This is a genomic window from Allosediminivita pacifica, from assembly GCF_003054175.1.
GTDB lineage: Bacteria > Pseudomonadota > Alphaproteobacteria > Rhodobacterales > Rhodobacteraceae > Allosediminivita > Allosediminivita pacifica.
This window is the reverse complement of sequence record NZ_QBKN01000013.1, coordinates 95,441-115,657: the sequence shown is the minus strand read 5'-3', so window position 1 is coordinate 115,657 and position 20,217 is coordinate 95,441. Positions and strand designations below refer to the sequence as shown.

The following is a 20,217-nucleotide window of genomic DNA, read 5'->3' as shown; positions in this document are numbered from 1 at the left end:
AACGCGCGCGCTCAAGCTATTGATATTGCTTGCGGCTCAGGATGTCCCGGCCCGGGACACCTCGACCGGCCTGCGAGACGCGGCGCGCGTGAGCCATTGCCGGCGCAGGAAGGCCAGCAGGAAGAAGGCGGTCAGTATCAGCACGATGGTGGCCGCCGGCGCGCTGTCGAGGAAGAAGCTCAGGTAGGCGCCCGAAAGCATCGAGACGAGACAGACCACGACCGCGACGACCAGCATCTTGCCGAAGCTGCGCACCAGCAGGAAGGCGATGGCCCCCGGCGCGATCAGCAGCCCGACGGCGAGGATCAGCCCCGTCGACGACAGCGTCGCCACGATGGTCAGCGACAGGATCGACAGCAGGCCGTAATGCAGCCAGCCCACCCGCAGCCCGCTCGCCCGCGCCTGCGCCGGATCGAAGGCGTGCAGCAGGAAGTCCTTCCACTTGAGCAGCAGCACCGCCGTCACCGCTAGCGAGATCAGCCCGGCGGTCCAGAGGTCCTGCACCCCGACGCCCAGCATGTTCCCGAAAAGCACGTGATCGAGGTGCTCGTTCGTGTGGATCGAGGTGTAGAGGATGATCCCCACCCCGAACATGCCCGAGAAGACGACACCCAGCACCGTGTCCTGCTTCACGCGGCTGTTCTCGCTCAGGTAGCCGGTGGCGAGCGCACAGGTCATGCCCGCGGCAAAGGCGCCGACGATCAGCGGCAGCCCCGTGATCCAGGCCAGCACGATCCCCGGCAGCACCGCGTGGCTGATGCTGTCCCCCATGAGCGCCCAACCCTTGAGCACGAGGAAGCACGAAAGCAGCGCCGTCGGCACCGCCACGATCATGGCGATCAGGAAGGCGTTCTGCATGAAGGGGAACTGAAAGGGCAGAAGCAGCGCGTCGAGGCTCATGGCGCAGCCTCCCCCGCGGGCGTCCGAAGGGCCTCGGCCGCCCGCCGCCGTGCGGCCAGCAGGCCGTGTTTCGGGGCCAGCACGAAGGTGGCGAGGAAGATCAGCGTCTGGAGCGTCACGATCACCCCGCCCGTGGCCCCGTTGAGGAAGTAACTCAGGTAGGCGCCGGTAAAGCTGGTGCCCGCCCCGATCGCCACCGAAAGCATGAGCAGCCGCGGAAAACGGTCGCAGAGCAGGTAGGCGGTGGCGCCGGGCGTCACCACCATGGCGATGACGAGGAATGCGCCCACCGTCTGCATTGCCGCCACCACCGCCGCCGAGAGCAGCATGAAGAAGACGACCTTGAGCAGCCCCGGCCTCAGCCCGATGGACCGAGCGTGGTTCTCGTCGAAGAAGGTGACCATGAGGTCCTTCCACTTGAGCAGCAGCACCGCCAGCGAGATCACCCCGATCAGGACAAGCTGCAGCGTGTCGCCGGGCGAGATGGCGAGGATGTTGCCCATGGTGATGGTCTGGATCGAGACCGCCATGGGATTGATCGAGACCATGAAGAGCCCCAGCCCGAAGAAGGCGGTGAAGATCAGCCCGATGATGACGTCGACCTTGAGCCCGGACCGGTCGCTGAGGAAGAGCATGGCCCCGGCCGCCAGTCCGCCCGACAGGAAGGCCCCGAGCGCGAACGGCAGGCCCAGCATGTAGGCACCGGCCACGCCCGGCACGACAGAATGCGACAGCGCGTCACCGATGAGGCTCCAGCCCTTGAGCATGAGGTAGCCCGACAGGAAGGCGCAGAGCGCGCCAACCAGCGCGGAGACCCACATGGCGTTGGTCATGTAGCTGTAGGCGAAGGGCTCCAGCAGGGTGCTCATTCGGTTTCGCCCCGCGTGCGGGTGCGGTCTCCGTAGTGGACGAGCGGGCGCTCGTCGTCCGAGAATATGGTCAGCTCGCGCGGGTCGTCGTCATGGTCGTCGTGCAGGTCGGCACCGCCCAGCGTGAAGTGGCGCAGCACGCCGCCGAAGGCGCGTTCGAGGTTCTCGCGCGTGAAGGTGGTTTCGGTCGGCCCGTAGGCCAGCACGGTGCCCTTCACGAGCACGGTGCGGTCGCAGAACTCGGGCACCGAGCCAAGGTTGTGGGTCGAGACGAGCATGACGCGGCCCTCTTCCTTGAGCTCGCGCAGGAGGGCCACGATCTGTTCCTCAGTCTTGACGTCAACGCCGGTGAAGGGCTCGTCGAGCAGGATCACCTGCCCCTCCTGCGCCAGCGCGCGGGCGAGGAAGACGCGCTTGCGCTGCCCGCCGGAAAGCTCGCCGATCTGGCGGTGCCGGAAGTCGGTCATGTTCACGCGCGCCAAGGCCTGATCGACCGCCGCGCGGTCGTTGGCTGATGCACGCCGCAGGAAGCCCATGTGCCCGTAGCGGCCCATCATCACCACGTCCTCGACCAGCACCGGGAAGGCCCAGTCGACTTCCTCGGATTGCGGGACATAGGCGACGAGGTTCTCGCGCAGGGCCTGTTTCACCGTGCGCCCGAGCAGCCGGATCTCGCCCGCGGCGGCGGGAACGAAGCCCATGATCGCCTTGAAGAGCGTCGACTTGCCCGCGCCGTTCACGCCCACGAGCGCCGTTACGGTGCCCAGGGGGATCTCGAAGCTGGCATGGGACAGCGCAGTGTGGCCGTTGCGATAGCTGACGGTGACGTCCCGCGCGAGGATGCCGCCGCCGGGATCGGTTCCGGCCGCGATGTCCGCCTGTGGTGTCTCTCTGTCAAGCATCTGTCTGTCTTTCCAAGCCGCCTGGCGGCCCTGTCAGTTGGAGGCCGGCGCCAGCCCGTCGGCAATGGTTTCGGACGTCGTGCGCAAAAGGTCGAGGTAGGTGGGCACCGGCCCGCCCTCTTCCGACAGTGAGTCGACGTAGAGCACCCCGCCGTAGGCCGCGCCGGTTTCGCGTGCGATCTGCTGCGCGGGCGCGGTGTTCACCGTGCTTTCACAGAAGACGACCGGAATCTCATGTTCGCGGACGCCGTCGATGACCGCGCGGACCTGCCTTGGCGTGCCGACCTGATCGGCATTCATGGGCCAGAGGTAGAGCTCCTGCATGTCAAAGTCCCGCGCGAGGTAGGAAAAGGCGCCTTCGCATGTGACAAGCCAGCGCTTTTCCTCGGGGATCTGCGCGATGCGGTCACGCAGCGGGCCGATCTCGTCGCGGATGCGCTGCTTGTAAGCGTCCGCGTTGGCGGCGTAGGTCTCGGCGTTGTCGGGGTCATGCTCGGCAAGGGCCGCCGCGATGTTGTCGACATAGACCATGGCATTTTCGACGCCCATCCAGGCGTGGGGGTTCGACTGCCCCTCATAGGCGCCCTCGGCAATGGGGATCGGGTCGATGCCCTCGGTCAGCGTCACGGACGGGACGTCGCCGAGGTTGGCGAGGAACTGCTCGAACCAGCGTTCGAGGTTCAGCCCGTTCCAGAGGATCAAATCGGCGTCATGTGCCCCGACGATGTCCTGCGGCGTGGGCTCGTAACCGTGTATCTCGGCGCCCGGCTTGGTGATCGAGACGACCTCGGCGGCCTCCCCCGCCACGTTGCGCGCCATGTCGGCGAGCACGGTAAAGGTGGTGACGACCTTCATCGGATCGCCCTCGCGGGCCTGCGCGCCGGGGGCGACAGCCAAGGCCGCCGTGGCCACGGCGGCTAGCAGAGCGGGACGGATCGCCGACATGTAGATACCTCGTGAATTCCTGTTCGTACGGCATAGCTAGACCGGGGTCTTCCCGCCGTCAATGAAATTGCGAGGCATTCTCAAATTTGCCAGTTCAAGACTGGCTCACTGCCCTTGCCGTTCGCATTCCGGCGTGGCGAACTGGTCGGGCCGGGCCTACCCCGGAGACTGGAGAGCCGATGCCCGATGACGCCCCGATCCTGACCAACCGCGACGTGGCCGAGTTGACCGAGTTCCGCCGCGCCCTGCACCGGCACCCCGAAGTCTCGGGCGAGGAGGCCGAGACCGCCGCGCGCGTGAAAGGCATGCTGGAGCCCACGGCGCCCGACCGCATCCTGACCGGCCTAGGCGGGCATGGTCTGGCCGCAGTCTACGAGGGCGCCGCCGGCGGGCCGGCGGTGCTGCTGCGCTGCGAGCTGGACGCGCTGCCGATCGAGGAGCTCAATCCGGATCTGCGCTACCGTTCGACCGTCCCCGGCAAAGGGCACCTTTGCGGACATGACGGGCACATGACGATCCTGCTGGCGGTGGCGCGCTGGCTGCACCGCTATCCGCCCGCGAAGGGCCGCGTGATCCTGCTGTTCCAGCCCGCGGAGGAAGATGGATCAGGCGCAGCCAAGGTCATCCAGGATCCGCGCTTCGAGGAGATCCGGCCCGAGATCGCCCTGTCGCTGCATAATTATCCCGGCGTTCCGGTGGGCGAGGCGCTGCTTGCTGAGGGGATCGCGAACTGCGCGTCGCGCGGGATGAAGATCTTGCTGAAGGGGCGCACCGCCCATGCCTCCGAGCCCGAGAACGGCATCTCGCCCGCCCCGGCGCTCGCACGGCTGATCCCCGCGCTGACGGCGCTGTCGCAGGGGGCGGGCGTGGACGATCCGGACTTCGCGCTGGCGACGGTGACCCATGCCCGGCTGGGCGAACCCGCCTTCGGGATCGCGCCCGGCGAGGCGGAACTGCGGGTGACGCTCCGGTCACGCACCGATGCGCAGATGCAGGCGCTGGTCGAAGCGGCGGAAGACCTGGTCGCGGCGGCGGCCGTCGAGGGCGGCCTTGCGCACGAGATAAGTTACCACGACATCTTCCGCCATTGCGAGAACGCGCCCAAGGCGACGCGCATCCTGACCGAGGCGCTGGAGGCCGGGGGCATCACCGTGCGCCGCGACGGGGTGCCCATGCGTGCGTCCGAGGATTTCGGTCGCTTCGGCGATCACGCCAGCGCCGCGATGGTCTTTCTCGGGTCGGGCGTCGACACGCCACGGTTGCACAACCCCGACTTCGACTTTCCCGACAGCCTCATCCAACTCGGTGCGGGACTTTTCGTCCGGGCGCTACGCGGCTGCTTGGGCTGAGGCCCTTCCCCGCGAAGCGCCCGGATGACGATCAGGCCGCGCCGCGGGCCATGATATCTTCAAGCGGGTCGTGTTCGGCGACGTAGTGGCCTGGAGCGACTTCCTGAAGTTTGGGCACGTAGTCCCCCTGCCCGCCTTCAAGCCGCGACGGCAGGAAGCGAAGCGACGCCTTGGGATCCAGCGGCGAGGGCAGCTCTCCCGGAAGGCGGATGCGCTTGCGGCTGCGTTCCACCTGCGGGTCGGGGATCGGCACCGCCGAGATCAGCGAGCGCGTGTAGGGGTGCTTTGGCTCGGTGCAGATGGTGGCGGCGTCGCCCATTTCGACGATCCGGCCGAGGTAGAGTACCATAATCCGGGTCGAGATCTCGCGCACCACCGACAGGTCGTGGCTGATGAAGAGCATGGACATCCCGAATTCGGCCTGAAGTTCCTTGAGCAACTTCACGATCTGCGCCTGGATAGAGACGTCGAGGGCCGAGACGGCCTCGTCGCAGATGATCATCTTGGGTCGGTTGATCATGGCGCGCGCGATGCCGACGCGCTGGTTCTGGCCGCCCGAAAGCTCGTGCGGGTAGCGGTTGTACTTTTCCTTTTCGAGGCCCACACGCTCCATCATCTCGATCACCGCGTCCTTCCGTTCGCGGCGGGTCATCTCGGGGCGGTAGGTCTTGAGCGGCTCGGCGATGGAATCCGCGATGGTCATGCGCGGGTCGAGGCTGGCCAGAGGATCCTGGAAGACGATCTGGAGATCCTTGCGTTCGCGGATCAGCGCCTTGCGGTCGAGGTCGGTGAGCGGCGTGCCAAGCCAGCTCACGTCGCCCGCCGAGGGTTCGACTAGGCGCAGGACGGCGCGGGCCAGCGTGGACTTGCCGCAGCCGCTTTCGCCCACGATGCCCAGCGTTTCGCCCCGGCCGAGACCGAAGGAGACACCATCGACGGCCTTGAGGTCCTGCGTCCGCCCGAAAAGCCCGCCCTTCATGTGGATCGGGAAGTGCACCTTGAGGTCATCGACGCGGAGGATTTCCTCGCCTGCCGTTCCCGCGGGCGAGGCCTCGGCGTTGATGCGCGGCATCGCGTCGAGGAGCTTGCGGGTATAGTCGTGCGAGGGGTTGGCGAAGATCTCTTCGGTGTTGCCCTCTTCGACGAAGGCGCCGTGGCGCATGACCTTGATGCGGTCGCACATGCGCGCGACCACGCCCATGTCGTGGGTGATCAACGCGATGGCGGTGCCGAGGTCCTTTTGCAGGTTCACCATGAGGTCGAGCACCTCGGCCTGCACGGTCACGTCGAGCGCGGTGGTGGGTTCGTCCGCGATCAGCAGCTTGGGTTCGCAGAGCATGGCCTGCGCGATCATCACGCGCTGGCGCATCCCGCCCGAGAGTTCGTGCGGGTACTGGTCCATGCGGCGGGCGGCCTCGGGGATCTGGACGCGTTCGAGCCATTCGAGGCACTTCTGCCGCGCCGCCTTGCCGGTGATGCCGCGGTGCACCTTGAGCACCTCGGCCATCTGGGCCCCGATCTTGAGGTGCGGGGTGAGCGCGGTGAGCGGGTCCTGGAAGATCATGCCCACGTCCGAGCCGCGCACGCGGTTGAGCCGGTTGGGCGGCAGGTTCAGGATCTCGGTCCCGCCGAGGGTGACCGAGCCCGAGGCGCTGCCGTTGGGGGGCAGAAGCCCCATGGCGGCCATGAAGCTCTGGCTCTTGCCCGAGCCGCTTTCGCCGACGATGCCGAGGCATTCGCCCGCCTCGATGTCGAAGGAGACGCCGCGCACCGCCTCGACCGGGCCGTCCTGCGTCTCGAAGCGCACGTGAAGGTCGGATACGGAAAGAACACTCATGTCATCGGTCCTTCGGGTCGAGCGCGTCACGCAGGCCATCGCCGATGAAGAACATCGTGATGATGATGGTGACGTAGAAGAAAAGCGGGAAGGCCAGTTGCCACAGCGTGCCGTAGTTCATCGTGCCCGCCCCTTCGGCGATGAGGCGGCCGAGGGAGGTGTGAGGCTCGGAGATGCCTAGGCCGAGGAAGGAGATGAAGCTTTCCGCGAGGATCATTTCCGGCACCAGCAGCGAGGCGTAGACGATCACGACGCCGATCAGGTTGGGCAGGATGTGCCGTGTGATGATCTTGGTCTCGGAGACACCGCCGGCGCGGGCGGCTTCGATGAACTCGCGCGTCTTGAGCGTGAGGGTCTGGCCCCGGACGATCCGCGCCATGGTGAGCCATGACACCGCGCCGAGGCCGAGGAAGAGCGCGATGAAGCTGCGGCCTGCCACGACGAGGATGAGGATGAGCACCAGCGTCAGCGGGATGGCGAGCAGGATGTCGACGATGCGCATCATGGCGCTGTCGAGCTTGCCGCCGTAGTAGCCCGCGATCACGCCCCAGGCGGTGCCGATGACGAGCGCGGCCGCCGCGCCGATGAGCCCGACGAGAAGCGAGGTGCGCGTCGCCTGGATCGTACGGGAATAGAGATCGCGCCCGAGTTCATCCAGGCCGAAGAAGTGGCCCGTCTCAAACGAGGGCATCCCCTGCCCCCGGATGTCGCCCATGCGCGTCCAGTCGATTTCCTCGTTGCTGTACTGGGCGAAGAAGGGCCCGAACAGCACGAAGAGCACGATGAGGCCCAGCACGATCACGCTCGCCATGGCGGCCTTGTTCGACAGGAAGCGGCCCATGGCGTCGCGGAACAGCGACCGGCCCCGGACCGCGCGGAAATCTGTGACGTCGGCGGCAAGCTCCGCCGCCCTCTTGGAGGTTCCCAGTGTGCGCATGTCAGTACCGGATCTTTGGGTCGAACCAGGCATAGGCCAGGTCAGTCAGAAGGTTTACGATGACGGTCAGCGCCCCGTAGAGGATGGTCACGCCGAGCAGCACCGCGTAGTCGCGCGTCAGGGCCGAGTTGACGAAGTCCTGCCCGAGGCCGCCGGTGGAGAAGTAGAGGTCGACGAAGACCGAGCCGGTGAGCACGTAGACGAAGACCGGCCCGAGGTACGAGATGACCGGCAGCAACGTCGGCTTCATGGCGTGGCGCCAGATGATCGTCCGCGACGGCAGGCCCTTGGCCCGCGCGGTGCGCACGAAGTTGGCATTCATCACCTCGAGCATGGAGGAGCGCGTGATCCGCGCGATCGACCCCATGTAGGAGGTGGCCAGCGCGATCACGGGCATGATCAGGTATTCCCACTGCCCGCCGTTCCAGCCGCCGCCCGGGAGCCAACCCAGCCAGAGCGTGAAGGTGAGGATCAGGATCGGGCCCATGATGAAGTTGGGCAGCGCCTGCGCGGCGATGCCGAGGCTGACCGCGGCGTAGTCGATCCAGCTGTTGTGCCGGATCGCGGCCGCGATGCCAAGGGTCACCCCCACGAGGGTCGCGGCGAGGAACGAGAGCGTGCCGTAGGTCAGCGAGATCGGGAAGCCATTGGCGATGATCTCGTTCACGTTGCGGTCCTTCTGAACGAAGGACGGCCCGAAATCGAAATGCACGACGATGTTGTAGAAGTAGTCGAAGAGCTGCTTCCAGAGCGGCTGGTCGAGCCCGTACTGGGCCTCGATGTTGGCCAGGACCTCGGGCGGCAGCGGACGTTCGGAAGTGAACGGGCCGCCCGGCGCGACCTGGATCATGAAGAAGGCAGCGACGACCAGAAGCAGGATGGTCGGCACCGCCACCAGCAGGCGGCGAAGGGTGTAGAAGAACATGGGTGAGGAACGAACCTGTCAGATATGGCGCGCGCCCCGGAGGCGTTCCGGGGCGCGCGTGTGCGGATTGGTCTGTTACTCGGCGATCTTGTAGAGATCTTTCGCGTACCAGTTCTGCTCGACGTTATCGACGGGCCAGTTGCCCACGTCGCTGTCGAGCATGTAGACGCCCGCGTAGTGGTAGATCGGGATCACCGGCATGTCCTCGGCGATGATCTGTTCGGCCTCGGTGTAGAGCGGCGAGGTGTCCTCGGCGGTCTTCGCCTCGGCCAGGAGCGCGTCGTATTCCTCGTTGGCGTACTTCCCGTCGTTGTAGCCGGAGTCGCTCTGGAGCAGGTCGAGGAAGGTCGAGGCCTCGTTGTAATCGCCGCACCATGCGCCGCGGGCCATCTCGAAGTCCTGCTGACCGCGGGTGTCGAGGAAGACCTTCCACTCCATGTTCGCAAGGTTCGCCTGCACGCCGAGCTTCTGCTTCCACATCTGGGACATGACCACGGCGATCTTCTCGTGGCTTTCAGAAGTGTTGTAGATCATGTCGAAGGACAGCGGGTTGTCCTCGCCGTAGCCGGCCTCGGCCAGCAGTTCGCGGGCCATCTCGTCACGTTCGGCCTGCGTCATCTCGGCCATCTCGGTGGTCGGAGGCGTGAAGCCCGCGACGGCCTCGGGGGTGAAGGTGTAGGCGGGCGGCTCGCCCCCGGCCTTCACGTTCTCGGTGATGATGTCGCGGTCGATGGCGAGCGCCAGCGCCTTTCGGACATTGGGGTCCTTGAAGGCCTCGGGGCCGCTCTCGGAGAGGTTGAAGGTGTAGTAGTAGTTGCAGAGGCGCGGGAAGCTGACCGCCTCTTCGGGGTATTCTTCCTTGAGGCGCGGGAACTGACCTGCGGGCACCTCCGTGCGGTCGAGCTCGCCCGCCTGGTAGCGGGTCAGGGCGACGTTCTCGTCGTTGATGATCAGGGCCACCACGCGGTCGAGGATGGTGTTCTCGTTGTCCCAGTAATTCTCGTTGCGCTCGAGCACGATGCGCTCGCCCGGGTTGAACTCGGAGAGCGTGTAGGCACCGTTGGACACCATGTTCTCGGGCTGGGTCCAAGAGGCGCCGTGCTCCTCGATCACGGACTGGGGCGCCGGGAAAGTCGTGGAGTGCGTCGTCATCTGCGGGAAGTAGGGCAGCGGCGTCGAGAGCGTGACCTCGAAGGTCTTGTCGTCGACCGCGCGCACGCCGAGTTCCTCAGGCTCCATGTCGCCGGCAATGATCGCGGCGGCGTTCTCGATCGACATCAGCTCGACGAACCACTGGTAGGGCGATGCGGTCTCGGGGGCCGCGGCGCGGCGCCAGGCGAAGACGAAATCGCCGGCGGTCACGGGATCACCGTTCGACCAGACCGCGTCGTCGCGCAGGGTGAAGGTGTAGGTGAGGTTGTCGTCGCTGACCTCGTAGTCGGTTGCCACGCCCGGCACCAGCGTGCCGTCGGCGGCCTGGTTCATCAGACCCTCGAAGAGGTTGCGCACGATGTCGGAGCCGTTCACGTCCTCGACGATTTGCGGGTCGAGCGAGCTCACGTCATCCAGCATCCGGTAGGTGAAGGTCTGGTCCTCGGCCAGCGTCTCGCCGGTTTCGGGATGCGTCTCGGTCTGAGCCATGGCGGCCGGCGTGGCCAGCACGGTGCTCGACAGCAGTGCTGCCAGTGCCAGTTTCGTGGTACGGGTCAAGATGATCTCCCTGTGATACCTGTGCTTATGAGAATTGAACCGGGCGGTCCCCCAGCGATCCAGTATCGAGGAATCGCGCCGGCCCGATCCGGCGATCTGATAGCAAGCCACCAAGTTGCAGCAAGCTTGACCCGAGGCAATTCCGCATCACCGGCCAGATTTTGCAAATTTCCGTCACGAGACCACGGGTTTTGCGAAACTTTCTTGTCCGGCTACCGGAACCTTGCTGCTCAGTGAGGCGGCGATTTTCCTCTCTCGCGGGTGAATGATTCGCCATTACTCTACCATAGCGAGCATCGAGAGTGTCGGATCGTACCGGGGCGCCGTCCCGAAACGACAAGAGGCCGGCAAGACTGCCGGCCCCTCCCGATGCCTTCCGTGCCCGGCCTCCGGGGTCACGGCATGTCGATGTCCAGGACCGGAGCGATGGTCTCGGCAAAGCCTTCGCGGCATTCCTCGCCGCAGCGTTCGATCCAGGAGGGCAGCACCCCTTCCTCGAAGGCGGTCTTCTGGAGGGCGTAGTCCTCCTCCGTCGGCTCGACGAGCGTGAGGCCCGCGGGTTCGCCCCACTCGCATGGGCCGGTGGAGTTGCAGAGCAGACCCTCTTCGTTCTCCTTGCGGTTCAGGGCCCACATCTCGTCGGTGAGCGCGTTGATCTCGGTCTCGAGGAATTCGCGCACCTCGGAGGGAAGCCCGTCCCACCACTCGGCATTTGCCACGTAGGCCTGTGCGCCGAAGTTGATGGGCAGCGAGTAGATGTAGCTGGCGCCCTCGTACCAGTGCGAGGTGTAGCCGCCGAGCGTGCCGGTAATGCCGCAGTCGATCACGCCCTGGTCGAGCGCCTGCTGGACCTCGCCGAAGGACATGTCGATGGGCGAGCCGCCGAGATAGGAAATGAAATCCGCCTGGCTCGCGCCCGAGGTCCGGATGCGCTTGCCCTCGACGTCCTGCAGGCCGGCGAACTCGTCACGGCAGTAGAGAACCTGGCTCTGGAAGGAGAGCAGCGAGATCAGCTGCAGGCCGAGGTTCTCGCGGTAGTAGTCCTGCAGGACGGGCAGGAAGGACTCGGAGGCGGCCTCGAACTCGTCGAAGCTGGTGGTCATCCCGGCCAGGTCGTTGCCGTCGCTGATCGGGTCGCGCCCCGATTGGTGGCCGAGTGCGCCGTTGGTGATGTTCATCACGCCGTCAGCCAGAAGACCGAAGGTCTCGGGGCCCTCCAGCCCGAGTTCGTTGCGCGGCCGGAAGCGCGCGGTGATCTGCCCGTCGGAGAGCTCGGTCACCCCCTCGGCCCAGAACGGCGCCTCGAGCAGGCGCGACTGCGTGGTGGTGCCGAGGTTGCCCACGACGTTGATCTCGGTCTTTGGAAGTTCCTGGGCACCGGCCGCGGCAGCGAGGGCCACCGCGCCGAGGGTGGTCGAAGCGAAGAGCTTTTTCATTGGGGAAGTCTCTCTGTTGGGATTGATCTTGCAGGTTCGGAGCCCCGGTTATTCCTCCGGGGTAGAGCGTGGGGCGCCGCGCGATCAGCCGCGCAGCACCGATGGCAGCCAGTTGGCCAGCCCGGGAAAGGCGATCAGCAGCCCGATCATTGCGAGCATCGCCAGCACGAAGGGCAAGGCGCCGCGGCTGACGTCCGCAAAGCTGCCCTCGTTGCGGACCGACTGGACCACGAAGAGGTTCATGCCGATGGGCGGCGTGATCAGAGCGGCCTCGATCAGGATCATGAAGACCACGCCGAACCAGACCGGGTCGTAGCCGATGGAGGTGATGATCGGCACCACGATGGGCGTCGTGGCGATCATCAGCGACAGCGTCTCCATGAAGCAGCCGAGCACCATGTAGGCAACGACGATACCCAGCATGATGGTGAGCGGCGAGGCGTTGGTCGCGGCGACGAGGCTGCGGATCTGGTCGGCCAGCCCGACAGAGACCATGACGAAGTTCAGCAACTCGGCCGCCAGCACGATCAGCATGACCATACAGGTTGTGCGCATGGTCCGTTCGAAGGCGCGCAGCAGCATCGGCCAGCTCAGGCGTCCCGCCATGGCCGTCATGCCCAGCGCCGCGAGAAAGCCCAGCGCGGCGGCCTCGGTCGGGGTGGCGACGCCGACGTAGATCGAGCCGACCATGAGCATGAAGAGCACGACCGGCGGCAGGACACCCGGAAGGGCCTCGATGCGTTCGCGCCACGTGGCGGGCGTCACCTGCATCCGCGATCCGCGTCGCTGCCAGAGCGTCAGCACGACCACGATCGTCGAGAAGAGCAAGGCCAGCAGCAGTCCCGGGATCATCCCGGCGAGGTAGAGCCGCCCGATCGAGACCTCGGCCAGCACGCCATAGATGATCATGTTGATCGAGGGCGGGATCAGGATTCCCAGCGTGCCGCCCGCCGCGATGGAGCCGAAGAAGAGCGGCGGCGCGTAGCGACCGGTCTTCATCTCGGGCATGGCGACGGTGCCGATCGTCGCCGCCGTGGCGACCGACGACCCGGAGGTCGCGGAGAAGAGCGCACTCGACCCGATGATCGTGTGCAGCATGCCGCCCGGCACCACGCGGACCCAGGCATCGATGGCGCGGAACATGCGCGCCGCGATCCCGGAGCTCAGCAGAAGCTCCCCGGTGAGGATGAAGAGCGGCACCGCCGTGAGAGAGAAGTTGCTGGAGCCGCTCCAGAGCATTTCGCCCACGACGGGCATCACCGGGAAGAAGGAGAAGGTCTGGTCCAGCACAACGGTGGCCAGCACCAGCACCGCCGCCACGGGCAGCGCGAGCGCGAGGCCGCCGAAGAGGATGACAAGCAGTGTTCCGATCATGTCAGGTGCCTCTCTGCGCGGCGGCGTCGGCCACCGCTTCCTCGATTTCACGGTCGGAAGAGAAATACGCCGTCTCGGCACGAGGTCCGCCCACCAACGCCAGCACGTGGCGTGCGGCCATGAAGACGGCCGTGACGGCAAAGACCACGAGACCCAGCGCCCAGACACCCTGCGGCAGGGCCAGCGGCGTCGAGGCCGCCGAGGTCGAGATCGTGCCGTTGTGATAGCTTTCCAGCGTCAGATCGACCGCGAACCACGCAAGCCCGCATGCCAGGATCGCGAGCGACAGGCTGCTGAGCAGATCGAGGGCACTCCGGATGGGATCCGGGAACTTCTGGTAGACGATGTCCAGCCGGATATGCGCCCCGCAGAGCAGAACATAGGACATGCCGAAGCTCAGAGCGACGGCAAAGAGATAGCGACTGTACTCGTAGGCGTTCAGGTAGGTCTGCCCGGTGACATTGCGCGTCACAACGTCGATCGCGACGATGACCGCGATGAAGACCATGAGCCCGCCGGCAAAGCGCGCGAAGGCGGTGCCGAGGGTGTGGATGTGACGGTCGAGCCGGTCCATCATTCCCCCCTACTCTGCCGCCGCGCGGGCGCGTTCGGGCACCATCATCGCGACGAGATCGCTGACATCGGCGAGGGTCTCGAGACCGTCGACCATGTCCGACAGCCGCTGGCCGTTCGCGGGCACCATGCCCTCGGCGCGCCCCCAGCAGCGGAAGAACTTGTCGAGATGTTCCTCGCGGGTCAGCGGGACCTCGTAATGGCCGTAGATGAACGGCAGGTCGATGGCGTGGGTGGCGCCGGATTTCAGCGTCACCACGACCCGCTGCGGAGAAATCGCGGAATGGCTGGGATTGTCGTCCTGGACCACCTCGATCAGCGCGGCATATTCGTGGGTCTTCGGATCGTTGAGCATCTCGGCTCCGACGAAATGCTCGACGTCGACCTTGCCATGACGCATGTAGGTCGCACCCACGAAGGGCAGACAGAGCTTGGCGTAGTTCGGCGCGGGCTCGGGCAGGTCCGGGCGGCCGCAGAGCCGCTTGACCAGCTGGGGCACATGGCAGGTGACGTGCGCCACGTCGTCCGCGCCGAAGCCCTCGCTCTTCATGAGGCGATGCAGGCCGTCGACGATGCCGTGTGTCAGCCGCCCCGATGGGAAGGGCTTGTGGGACATGCGCTCGACCTGGAAGGTCTCGTTCAGCTCCGCCACGGCGGACGAGATGTCGTAGACGCCGCCCTCGAAAAGCCGCAGGTAACCATAAGGGCCGGTCAGCACGTCCTTGGGTCCGGCGATACCGGCGATGGTGAGGTCGCAGCTCGTGACGGCAGCGCGGGCGTTGAAGCCGACCTGCATGCCGAGCAGCGGCGATCCCTCGACGTGCGACTGCATCGTGCCACTGGTCTGGGCATACTGCGTGCCGAGCGCACAGGTCATCTGCTCGGTATCGAAGCCTTCCAGCCGACCCAGCGCTGCGATGGCACCGAAACCGCCCGCGGTTGCGGGGCGGAAGAAGCGGATCGGGCCGGTCGAGGCCTTGCCGAGAAAGACCGAGACATCGACGCCGAGGATCATGGCCGCCAAGAGATCGCGGCCGCTGACCGGGGTGCCGCGTGCGGCGCGGCGCTCGGCGTAGGCGAAGACCGCCGACAGGATCGTGGCCAGCGGGTGCAGCACCGCCGCCTCGTTGACGGAATCGAACTCGAGGCTGTGGATCTGGTAGGCGTTCACGAAGGCGGCCGAGGCGGCGGGAAGGCGATCGCCGCTCACCCAGACGGTGGCCTCGTCGCCCTGCCCCCACCCGGCCGCGACCAAGCGCACTTCGTCAAGCTTCCAGCCGTAGCAACCGGCGACACCGACGCCGAAGGTATCGAGAAGGAAGGTCTTGGCCGCCGCGATGGTGGTTTCGGGAAAATCCTCGAACTTGGTCGAGACGATCCGCTCGACAAGCCAGGGGACGGGGTTTTCCTTGGTGGTCATGGTCGTGTCCTTCCTTCGGGGCGCGCGGGCCCTTGATCGCGTCCTGCCGCGCGGCGTGAATTGTCCCGCGATTTCCTCCAGCCGGCTCAGTGAAGGGCGGACGTGAGATCACGGTGCATTGGTATGCAACAAGAGCCCTCCCCAAGCTGTCAAGAAGACACGAGCCGCGGAAAGGGCCCGGAAGGGGCAACGCTGAAGCAATGTTCAATACCCCTGTTTTCTCCAGGGACCTGGCGGCGCGCAGGCCCCCACCTGCCCCGGAGCGAGATAAGATTTAGCAACTTTAAAACAGATATTTAGTGTATTTTCCGACGCCCACGAAATGAGCTTTCCGCTTCGGCGCTTTTTTCAGCGCAGGCCTCGCGAACAGTGTCGCGGCCGGAAATCCGGCTTGTTTGACTGATGCTGAGATTTCTTCATCGGACTCTGAACTTATTTTCGGATTGACCGGCCCACCCTCGCACTTGGTATGCATACGTATTCATTGCTCGACCCCCAATCGGGCAATCCGGCATCCCCTTACGGGCCACGAGGCCCGGCCGAAGGGATAGAGATGTCCGCGTTTCCGATGCGGGCCGCCGGACGAAAGAGACGCAAGGAGGTTCCATGCCCGTCAAACCCACGCCCCCGGGCGGATTCGATATCGAGGTGCCGGTCGTCGTGGTCGGCGCCGGGGCGGCCGGGCTGGCCGCGGCACTGGCCGCCCGCGACGCCGGTGTCGAGGTGATACTCCTCGAACGAGACGAGGTACCTCGCGGCAGCACGAGCATGTCGCAGGGATATGCCTGCGCCGCCGGTTCACGCATCCAGCGCGAAGCCGGTGTCGAGGACGATCCCGACACCTTCTACGCCGACATCATGGCGCGCTCGAAGGGCCAGGCCGATCCGCGTATCGCGCGAACCATCGCCGAGAACTCGGGACCGGTCATCGACTGGCTGATGGACAGGCACGGGATCCCCTTTCGCATGAACCTGCCCTGGAGCGGGTTCTTCGGCCACTCGGTCAACCGGATGCACGGCGTGCCGAGCCGCACCGGTGAGGAGTTGCACGAAAGCCTTCAGCATGCCGCGGACAAGGCGGGGGTCACGGTCGTGACCGGCGCGCATGTGGACACGGTCTATCACGATCCGGACGGTCGGGTGACCGGCATCACCCTTACCCGCAAGGACGGCGCGCGCGAGAGCCTCGGCTGCGGGGGGCTGGTGCTGGCCACCTGCGGCTTCGGCGCGAACGAGGACATGGTGCAGACGCATATCCCATCCTTCGGCAAGACGCCCTACTACCGATACTTCGGGCACGAGGGCAACGAGGGCGAAGGTATCCAGTGGGGCCGCGACCTCGGCGCTGCGCTTGGTTGCATGGATAGCTTCCAGGGATACGGGGCGCTGGCCGAGCCTCACGGCATCATCGTGAACTACGACATGATCATGCACGGCGGCATCATGGTGAACACCGAGGGCAAACGTTTCTCGAACGAGAACAAGGACATCTCGGCACAGTCGCTGGAGATCCTTCCGCAGCCCGGCGGTATCGGCTGGGTGGTCGTCGACGACGCGCGGCGCGCATTGGCCGAGGACCTGCCCGAGTTCCGTGAGTTGGTCTCGCTTGGGGCTGTCCGTAGCGCCGACGATGCCCGGAGCCTTGCCGCGCTGATCGGCGTACCCGCCGAGGCGCTGGAAGCCACGCTGGCCGAGAGCCGCGCCATGACCCGCGGCGAGGCCACCTGCCCCTTCGGCCGCGACTTCACCGGGTCCGACCCGCTGTCCGAGGGGCCGCTCTACGCGCTGAAGGTCACCGGCGCGCTGTTCCACACGCAGGGCGGCCTGATGGTCGACGAAAACGCGCGGGTGCTGCGCGAGGATGGCAGCGCCCTGCCCAACCTTTTCGCCGGGGGCGGCGCGGCCTGCAGCATCTCGGGCCACCACTGCGACGGCTATCTGCCGGCCGCGGGGCTCTGCATGGCGCTGACGCTGGGCCGGCTCGCCGGTCAGGCGGCGGCGCGGATCTCTGCCGAAGAACTCGTCTGAACCGGATCGGACCCCAGGGGCTGCGCGGGCACGATCCGGCACATAAGAAATCGCGCGGCCCGCCCTCCTCCTCCTCCAACAGGGAATTGTCATGACTGTCATACCGAGAACTATTAAATTCACCCTTCTCGCCTCTGTCCTCGGGTTCGGCGCGCTGTCCGCCCAGGCCGACGAGCTTCGCATCGGATCGAACTTCGGCGACACGCATTCGACCGCGCAGGCGCTGCGCGGCGTCTTCGCCGAGAAGGTCGAGGAACTGACCGAAGGTCGCCACACCGTTGCGGTCTTTGCCAATGCCGAGCTTGGTCAGACCAACGAGATGATCAACCAGGCCCAGTCCGGTATCAACTTCGGCGCCTATGCCTCGACCGCTTTCTTCAACGCGCAGGTGCCTGAGCTGGGCGTCACCAACCTGCCCTTCGTCTTTCCCAACCGCGAAGTCGCCTTCGAGGTGATCGACGGCCCGATCGGCGACGTGCTCAGGCCCAAGTTCGAGGAAGACGGGCTGGTCGTGCTCGGCTTCATGGAACTCGGCTTCCGCCATATCACGAACGCCGTTCACCCGATCGAGACGCCAGCGGATCTCGAGGGGCTCTCGATCCGGCTGCAGACCAACCCGGTGCACATCGCGACCTTCGAGGAATACGGCGCCAACCCCGTGGCGCTCGACGGGACCGAGATCTTCCCGGCCCTGCGACAGGGCGTCGTCGACGGGCAGGAAAACCCCTACTCGGTCATCAACAACTTGCGGCTCTACGATGCCAATCAGCCCTATGTCTCGGAAACCGGTCACTTCTTCGACCTGATCGTCTTCGCGGGCTCCAAGCGCGTGCTCGACTCGATGACACCCGAGGACCGCGCGGCGGTGATCGAGGCGGGCCGACTTGCCACCGAGGAACAGCGCCGCCTGGCGACCGCCGACGAGGCGGCCAACCGCGAGGCCGTGCTCGAAACCGGCATGGAGATGAACCAGCTGACCGGGGAGCAGCGCGCGGCTTTCATCGAAGCATCGACGCCGATCTACGACTGGATCCGCGAGAGCATCGATCCCGACTTCGTCGGCCAGTTCCTGCAGGAACTGGCCGACGCGCAGGACTGACCCACGTCGCGGGGGCGCTCGGCGCGCCCCCGCCCCATCCCGGGCCGAGGACCAGCACCATGCATACCATCAGGAAAGCGACCCTTTGGGGCGACCGGCTCTTCATGACCGGCGTCATTCTCATGATGGGCGTGATCTGCGCCACCATCATCGCCGACGTGATCGCCCGCTACATCTTCAGCAGCGCCATCATCTTCTCGAGCGAACTGAGTCGGCTGGGCCTCATCTGGCTGACGTTCCTCGTGATGCCACTGGGCATATCGCGGGGCATGCACGTGGCCATCACCGCGGTGCAGGACAACGTGCCGCCGCTGCTGCGGACGGGCATGTGGGCCTTGTCCACGCTCTTCGTCATCGCGCTGATGGTGGTCGTCCTGATGGGCGCTCTGACCAGCATCGACGCGCGCTCCTACGAGCAGATGAACACCCTGCCCCTGACCGCGGCGTGGTATTTCCATCCCGTTGCGCTCGGCGCGGGCTGGAGCCTCGTGCATCTCGTGGTGCAACTGGTGGACGGCCTTCGGCATGGGCGTGACGCGGCCACCCCCGGCGAGACGATGGAGCCGACCTCATGAGCCTGCCTGTCGGACTGCTTTTCTTCGCAGGATGCCTGCTGGGCGTGCCGCTTGCCTTTGCCTTCGGGCTTGCCGGTCTGGTCGGCGTCTGGATGATGAACCTGCCGATCGAGGTCATGGCCTCGAAGATGATGTTCTCGATCAATTCGTTCCCGCTGCTGGCGATCCCCTTCTTCATGTTCGCGGGCGAGCTGATGGTGCGAGGTGGCATCGTGCGGATCGCCATCGACTTTGCCAACACCATCCTCGGCCGCACGAGTGGCGGCCTGGGGCACGTGACTGTCGCATCGGGGCTGGGGCTTGCCTCGGTCTCGGGGGCGGCGCTGGCGGATTCCGCGGCGCTCGGCTCGGCTCTGATGAAGCCCCTGCAGAAAAGCTACTCGGAGCCCTTCGGTGCGGCGCTGATTGCGGCCACCGGCAACCTCGGGCCGGTTCTTCCGCCATCGACGACGATGATCCTCTACGCGACGATCGCGGGTCCGACACTGTCGCTGCCGGGGCTCTTCATCGCCGGGGTCCTGCCGGCGTTGCTGATCGCGCTGCTGATGAGCGCCTACATCTACCTCGCGGCGCGTCGCCGGGGCTATCCGCTAACGGGCGAGCCCTTCCGCTGGTCCGCTGTCGCCGGCGCGGGCGCCCGTGCGCTGCCGGTGCTTCTTTTGCCCGTCGCGGTTATCGGCGGCATCATCGGTGGCGCCTTCACCGCGACCGAGGGCGGCGCCATCGCGGTCCTCATGGCGCTTCTGCTTGGACTTTTCTACACGCGTGAACTGAACCTTACGTCGATCGGCGAGGCGATGCTGCATGCGGGGCTGACGACCGGGATCGTGACAATCATCATCGCCTTCGCCTCGACCGTGACCTTCATCTTTTCGATCGACCACCTGCCGACCGACATCCGCGGGCTGATGGAGGCGCTGACCACCAACGCCACGCTGTTCCTCCTGATGGTCATGGCCATGCTGATCGTCATCGGCATGTTCATGGAGACGACGGCCGCCTACGTGATGCTGGTGCCGATCTTCGCGCCCATGGCTCTGACCTACGGGATCGACCCGCTGCATTTCGCGCTGGTCTTCATCCTGACGCTGATCGTCGGCATGCTGACGCCCCCGGTGGGCGCCCTGCTGTTCCTAATGTCCGGGATCTCGGGGCTGAAAGTCGGCGCGATCGCGCGCGAGGTCTGGCCCTACATCGTGATCCAGCTGGGCGTCGCGCTGGCCGCGCTGTTCCTGCCGCAGGTCTTCCTGTTCCTGCCCCGCCTCGCCGGCTTCTGAATCCCAGGCCAGGCGCGGAGCCCCGGGGCGACCGCGCTTGCAGACACGTTTCATGTCGATA

17 protein-coding genes are annotated in these 20,217 nt (G+C 66.0%); 5 read left to right on the top strand and 12 right to left on the bottom strand.

Going from position 1 to position 20,217, the window contains the following annotated elements:
- Positions 1-36: 36 nt before the first annotated feature.
- The 4 genes from C8N44_RS11890 to C8N44_RS11875 are packed head-to-tail and all read right to left on the bottom strand — an operon-like array spanning position 37 to position 3,616.
- Positions 37-900 carry a metal ABC transporter permease gene (locus C8N44_RS11890; RefSeq protein ID WP_107976767.1) on the bottom strand — a complete coding sequence of 288 codons (864 nt, stop codon included), beginning with the start codon at positions 898-900 and terminating at the stop codon, positions 37-39.
- A complete protein-coding gene (locus C8N44_RS11885; RefSeq protein ID WP_107976764.1) occupies positions 897-1,769 on the bottom strand; it encodes a metal ABC transporter permease in 873 nt (290 codons plus the stop codon). Before C8N44_RS11885 ends, C8N44_RS11890 begins: the two co-directional genes overlap by 4 nt.
- The gene (locus C8N44_RS11880) at positions 1,766-2,671 is read right to left on the bottom strand and encodes a manganese/iron ABC transporter ATP-binding protein (RefSeq protein ID WP_107976762.1); all 906 of its coding nucleotides are present in this window, start codon (positions 2,669-2,671) and stop codon (positions 1,766-1,768) included. The genes C8N44_RS11885 and C8N44_RS11880 overlap by 4 nt, the downstream gene beginning before the upstream one ends.
- Before the next feature lie 33 nt (positions 2,672-2,704).
- Positions 2,705-3,616, bottom strand: coding sequence for a metal ABC transporter substrate-binding protein (locus C8N44_RS11875; RefSeq protein ID WP_107976759.1), 912 nt, complete (start codon positions 3,614-3,616; stop codon positions 2,705-2,707).
- 179 nt (positions 3,617-3,795) lie between these two features.
- Between C8N44_RS11875 and C8N44_RS11870 the strand changes: the two genes are divergently transcribed.
- Entirely contained in the window at positions 3,796-4,965 is a 1,170-nt protein-coding gene (locus tag C8N44_RS11870) for an amidohydrolase (RefSeq protein WP_107976757.1), read from the top strand.
- Between the two features lie 31 nt (positions 4,966-4,996).
- On the opposite strand, the gene C8N44_RS11865 is transcribed toward C8N44_RS11870, so the two are convergent.
- From C8N44_RS11865 to C8N44_RS11830, 8 genes are all read right to left on the bottom strand, one after another.
- The gene (locus tag C8N44_RS11865; protein ID WP_244641037.1) at positions 4,997-6,802 is read right to left on the bottom strand and encodes an ABC transporter ATP-binding protein; all 1,806 of its coding nucleotides are present in this window, start codon (positions 6,800-6,802) and stop codon (positions 4,997-4,999) included.
- Position 6,803: 1 nt separating this feature from the next.
- Positions 6,804-7,739 (bottom strand): ABC transporter permease subunit, encoded by a 936-nt coding sequence (locus tag C8N44_RS11860; RefSeq protein ID WP_107976817.1) that lies wholly within the window; start codon positions 7,737-7,739, stop codon positions 6,804-6,806.
- Between the two features lies 1 nt (position 7,740).
- A complete protein-coding gene (oppB, locus tag C8N44_RS11855) occupies positions 7,741-8,664 on the bottom strand; it encodes an oligopeptide ABC transporter permease OppB (RefSeq protein WP_107976753.1) in 924 nt (307 codons plus the stop codon).
- 75 nt (positions 8,665-8,739) lie between these two features.
- Positions 8,740-10,305 carry a peptide ABC transporter substrate-binding protein gene (locus tag C8N44_RS11850; protein ID WP_107976815.1) on the bottom strand — a complete coding sequence of 522 codons (1,566 nt, stop codon included), beginning with the start codon at positions 10,303-10,305 and terminating at the stop codon, positions 8,740-8,742.
- 464 nt (positions 10,306-10,769) lie between these two features.
- Positions 10,770-11,810 carry a TRAP transporter substrate-binding protein gene (locus C8N44_RS11845; protein WP_107976751.1) on the bottom strand — a complete coding sequence of 347 codons (1,041 nt, stop codon included), beginning with the start codon at positions 11,808-11,810 and terminating at the stop codon, positions 10,770-10,772.
- 84 nt (positions 11,811-11,894) lie between these two features.
- A complete protein-coding gene (locus C8N44_RS11840) occupies positions 11,895-13,184 on the bottom strand; it encodes a TRAP transporter large permease (RefSeq protein WP_107976748.1) in 1,290 nt (429 codons plus the stop codon).
- Between the two features lies 1 nt (position 13,185).
- Complete coding sequence (locus tag C8N44_RS11835) at positions 13,186-13,758, bottom strand: TRAP transporter small permease subunit (protein ID WP_158274045.1); 573 nt, start codon at positions 13,756-13,758, stop codon at positions 13,186-13,188.
- 9 nt (positions 13,759-13,767) lie between these two features.
- On the bottom strand, positions 13,768-15,177 hold the full coding sequence (locus C8N44_RS11830) for an MmgE/PrpD family protein (protein ID WP_107976745.1): 1,410 nt from the start codon (positions 15,175-15,177) through the stop codon (positions 13,768-13,770).
- A 606-nt stretch (positions 15,178-15,783) separates the two neighbouring features.
- Here C8N44_RS11830 and C8N44_RS11825 point away from each other — a divergent pair.
- The 4 genes from C8N44_RS11825 (at position 15,784) to C8N44_RS11810 (ending at position 20,156) form a co-directional block, all read left to right on the top strand.
- Positions 15,784-17,205, top strand: a complete 1,422-nt coding sequence (locus C8N44_RS11825) for an FAD-dependent oxidoreductase (RefSeq protein WP_107976743.1) — start codon at positions 15,784-15,786, stop codon at positions 17,203-17,205.
- 91 nt (positions 17,206-17,296) lie between these two features.
- Positions 17,297-18,304 carry a TRAP transporter substrate-binding protein gene (locus tag C8N44_RS11820; protein WP_107976741.1) on the top strand — a complete coding sequence of 336 codons (1,008 nt, stop codon included), beginning with the start codon at positions 17,297-17,299 and terminating at the stop codon, positions 18,302-18,304.
- 59 nt (positions 18,305-18,363) lie between these two features.
- Entirely contained in the window at positions 18,364-18,879 is a 516-nt protein-coding gene (locus C8N44_RS11815; protein ID WP_107976739.1) for a TRAP transporter small permease, read from the top strand.
- Positions 18,876-20,156 carry a TRAP transporter large permease gene (locus tag C8N44_RS11810; protein ID WP_107976737.1) on the top strand — a complete coding sequence of 427 codons (1,281 nt, stop codon included), beginning with the start codon at positions 18,876-18,878 and terminating at the stop codon, positions 20,154-20,156. The genes C8N44_RS11815 and C8N44_RS11810 overlap by 4 nt, the downstream gene beginning before the upstream one ends.
- Positions 20,157-20,217: the final 61 nt, after the last annotated feature.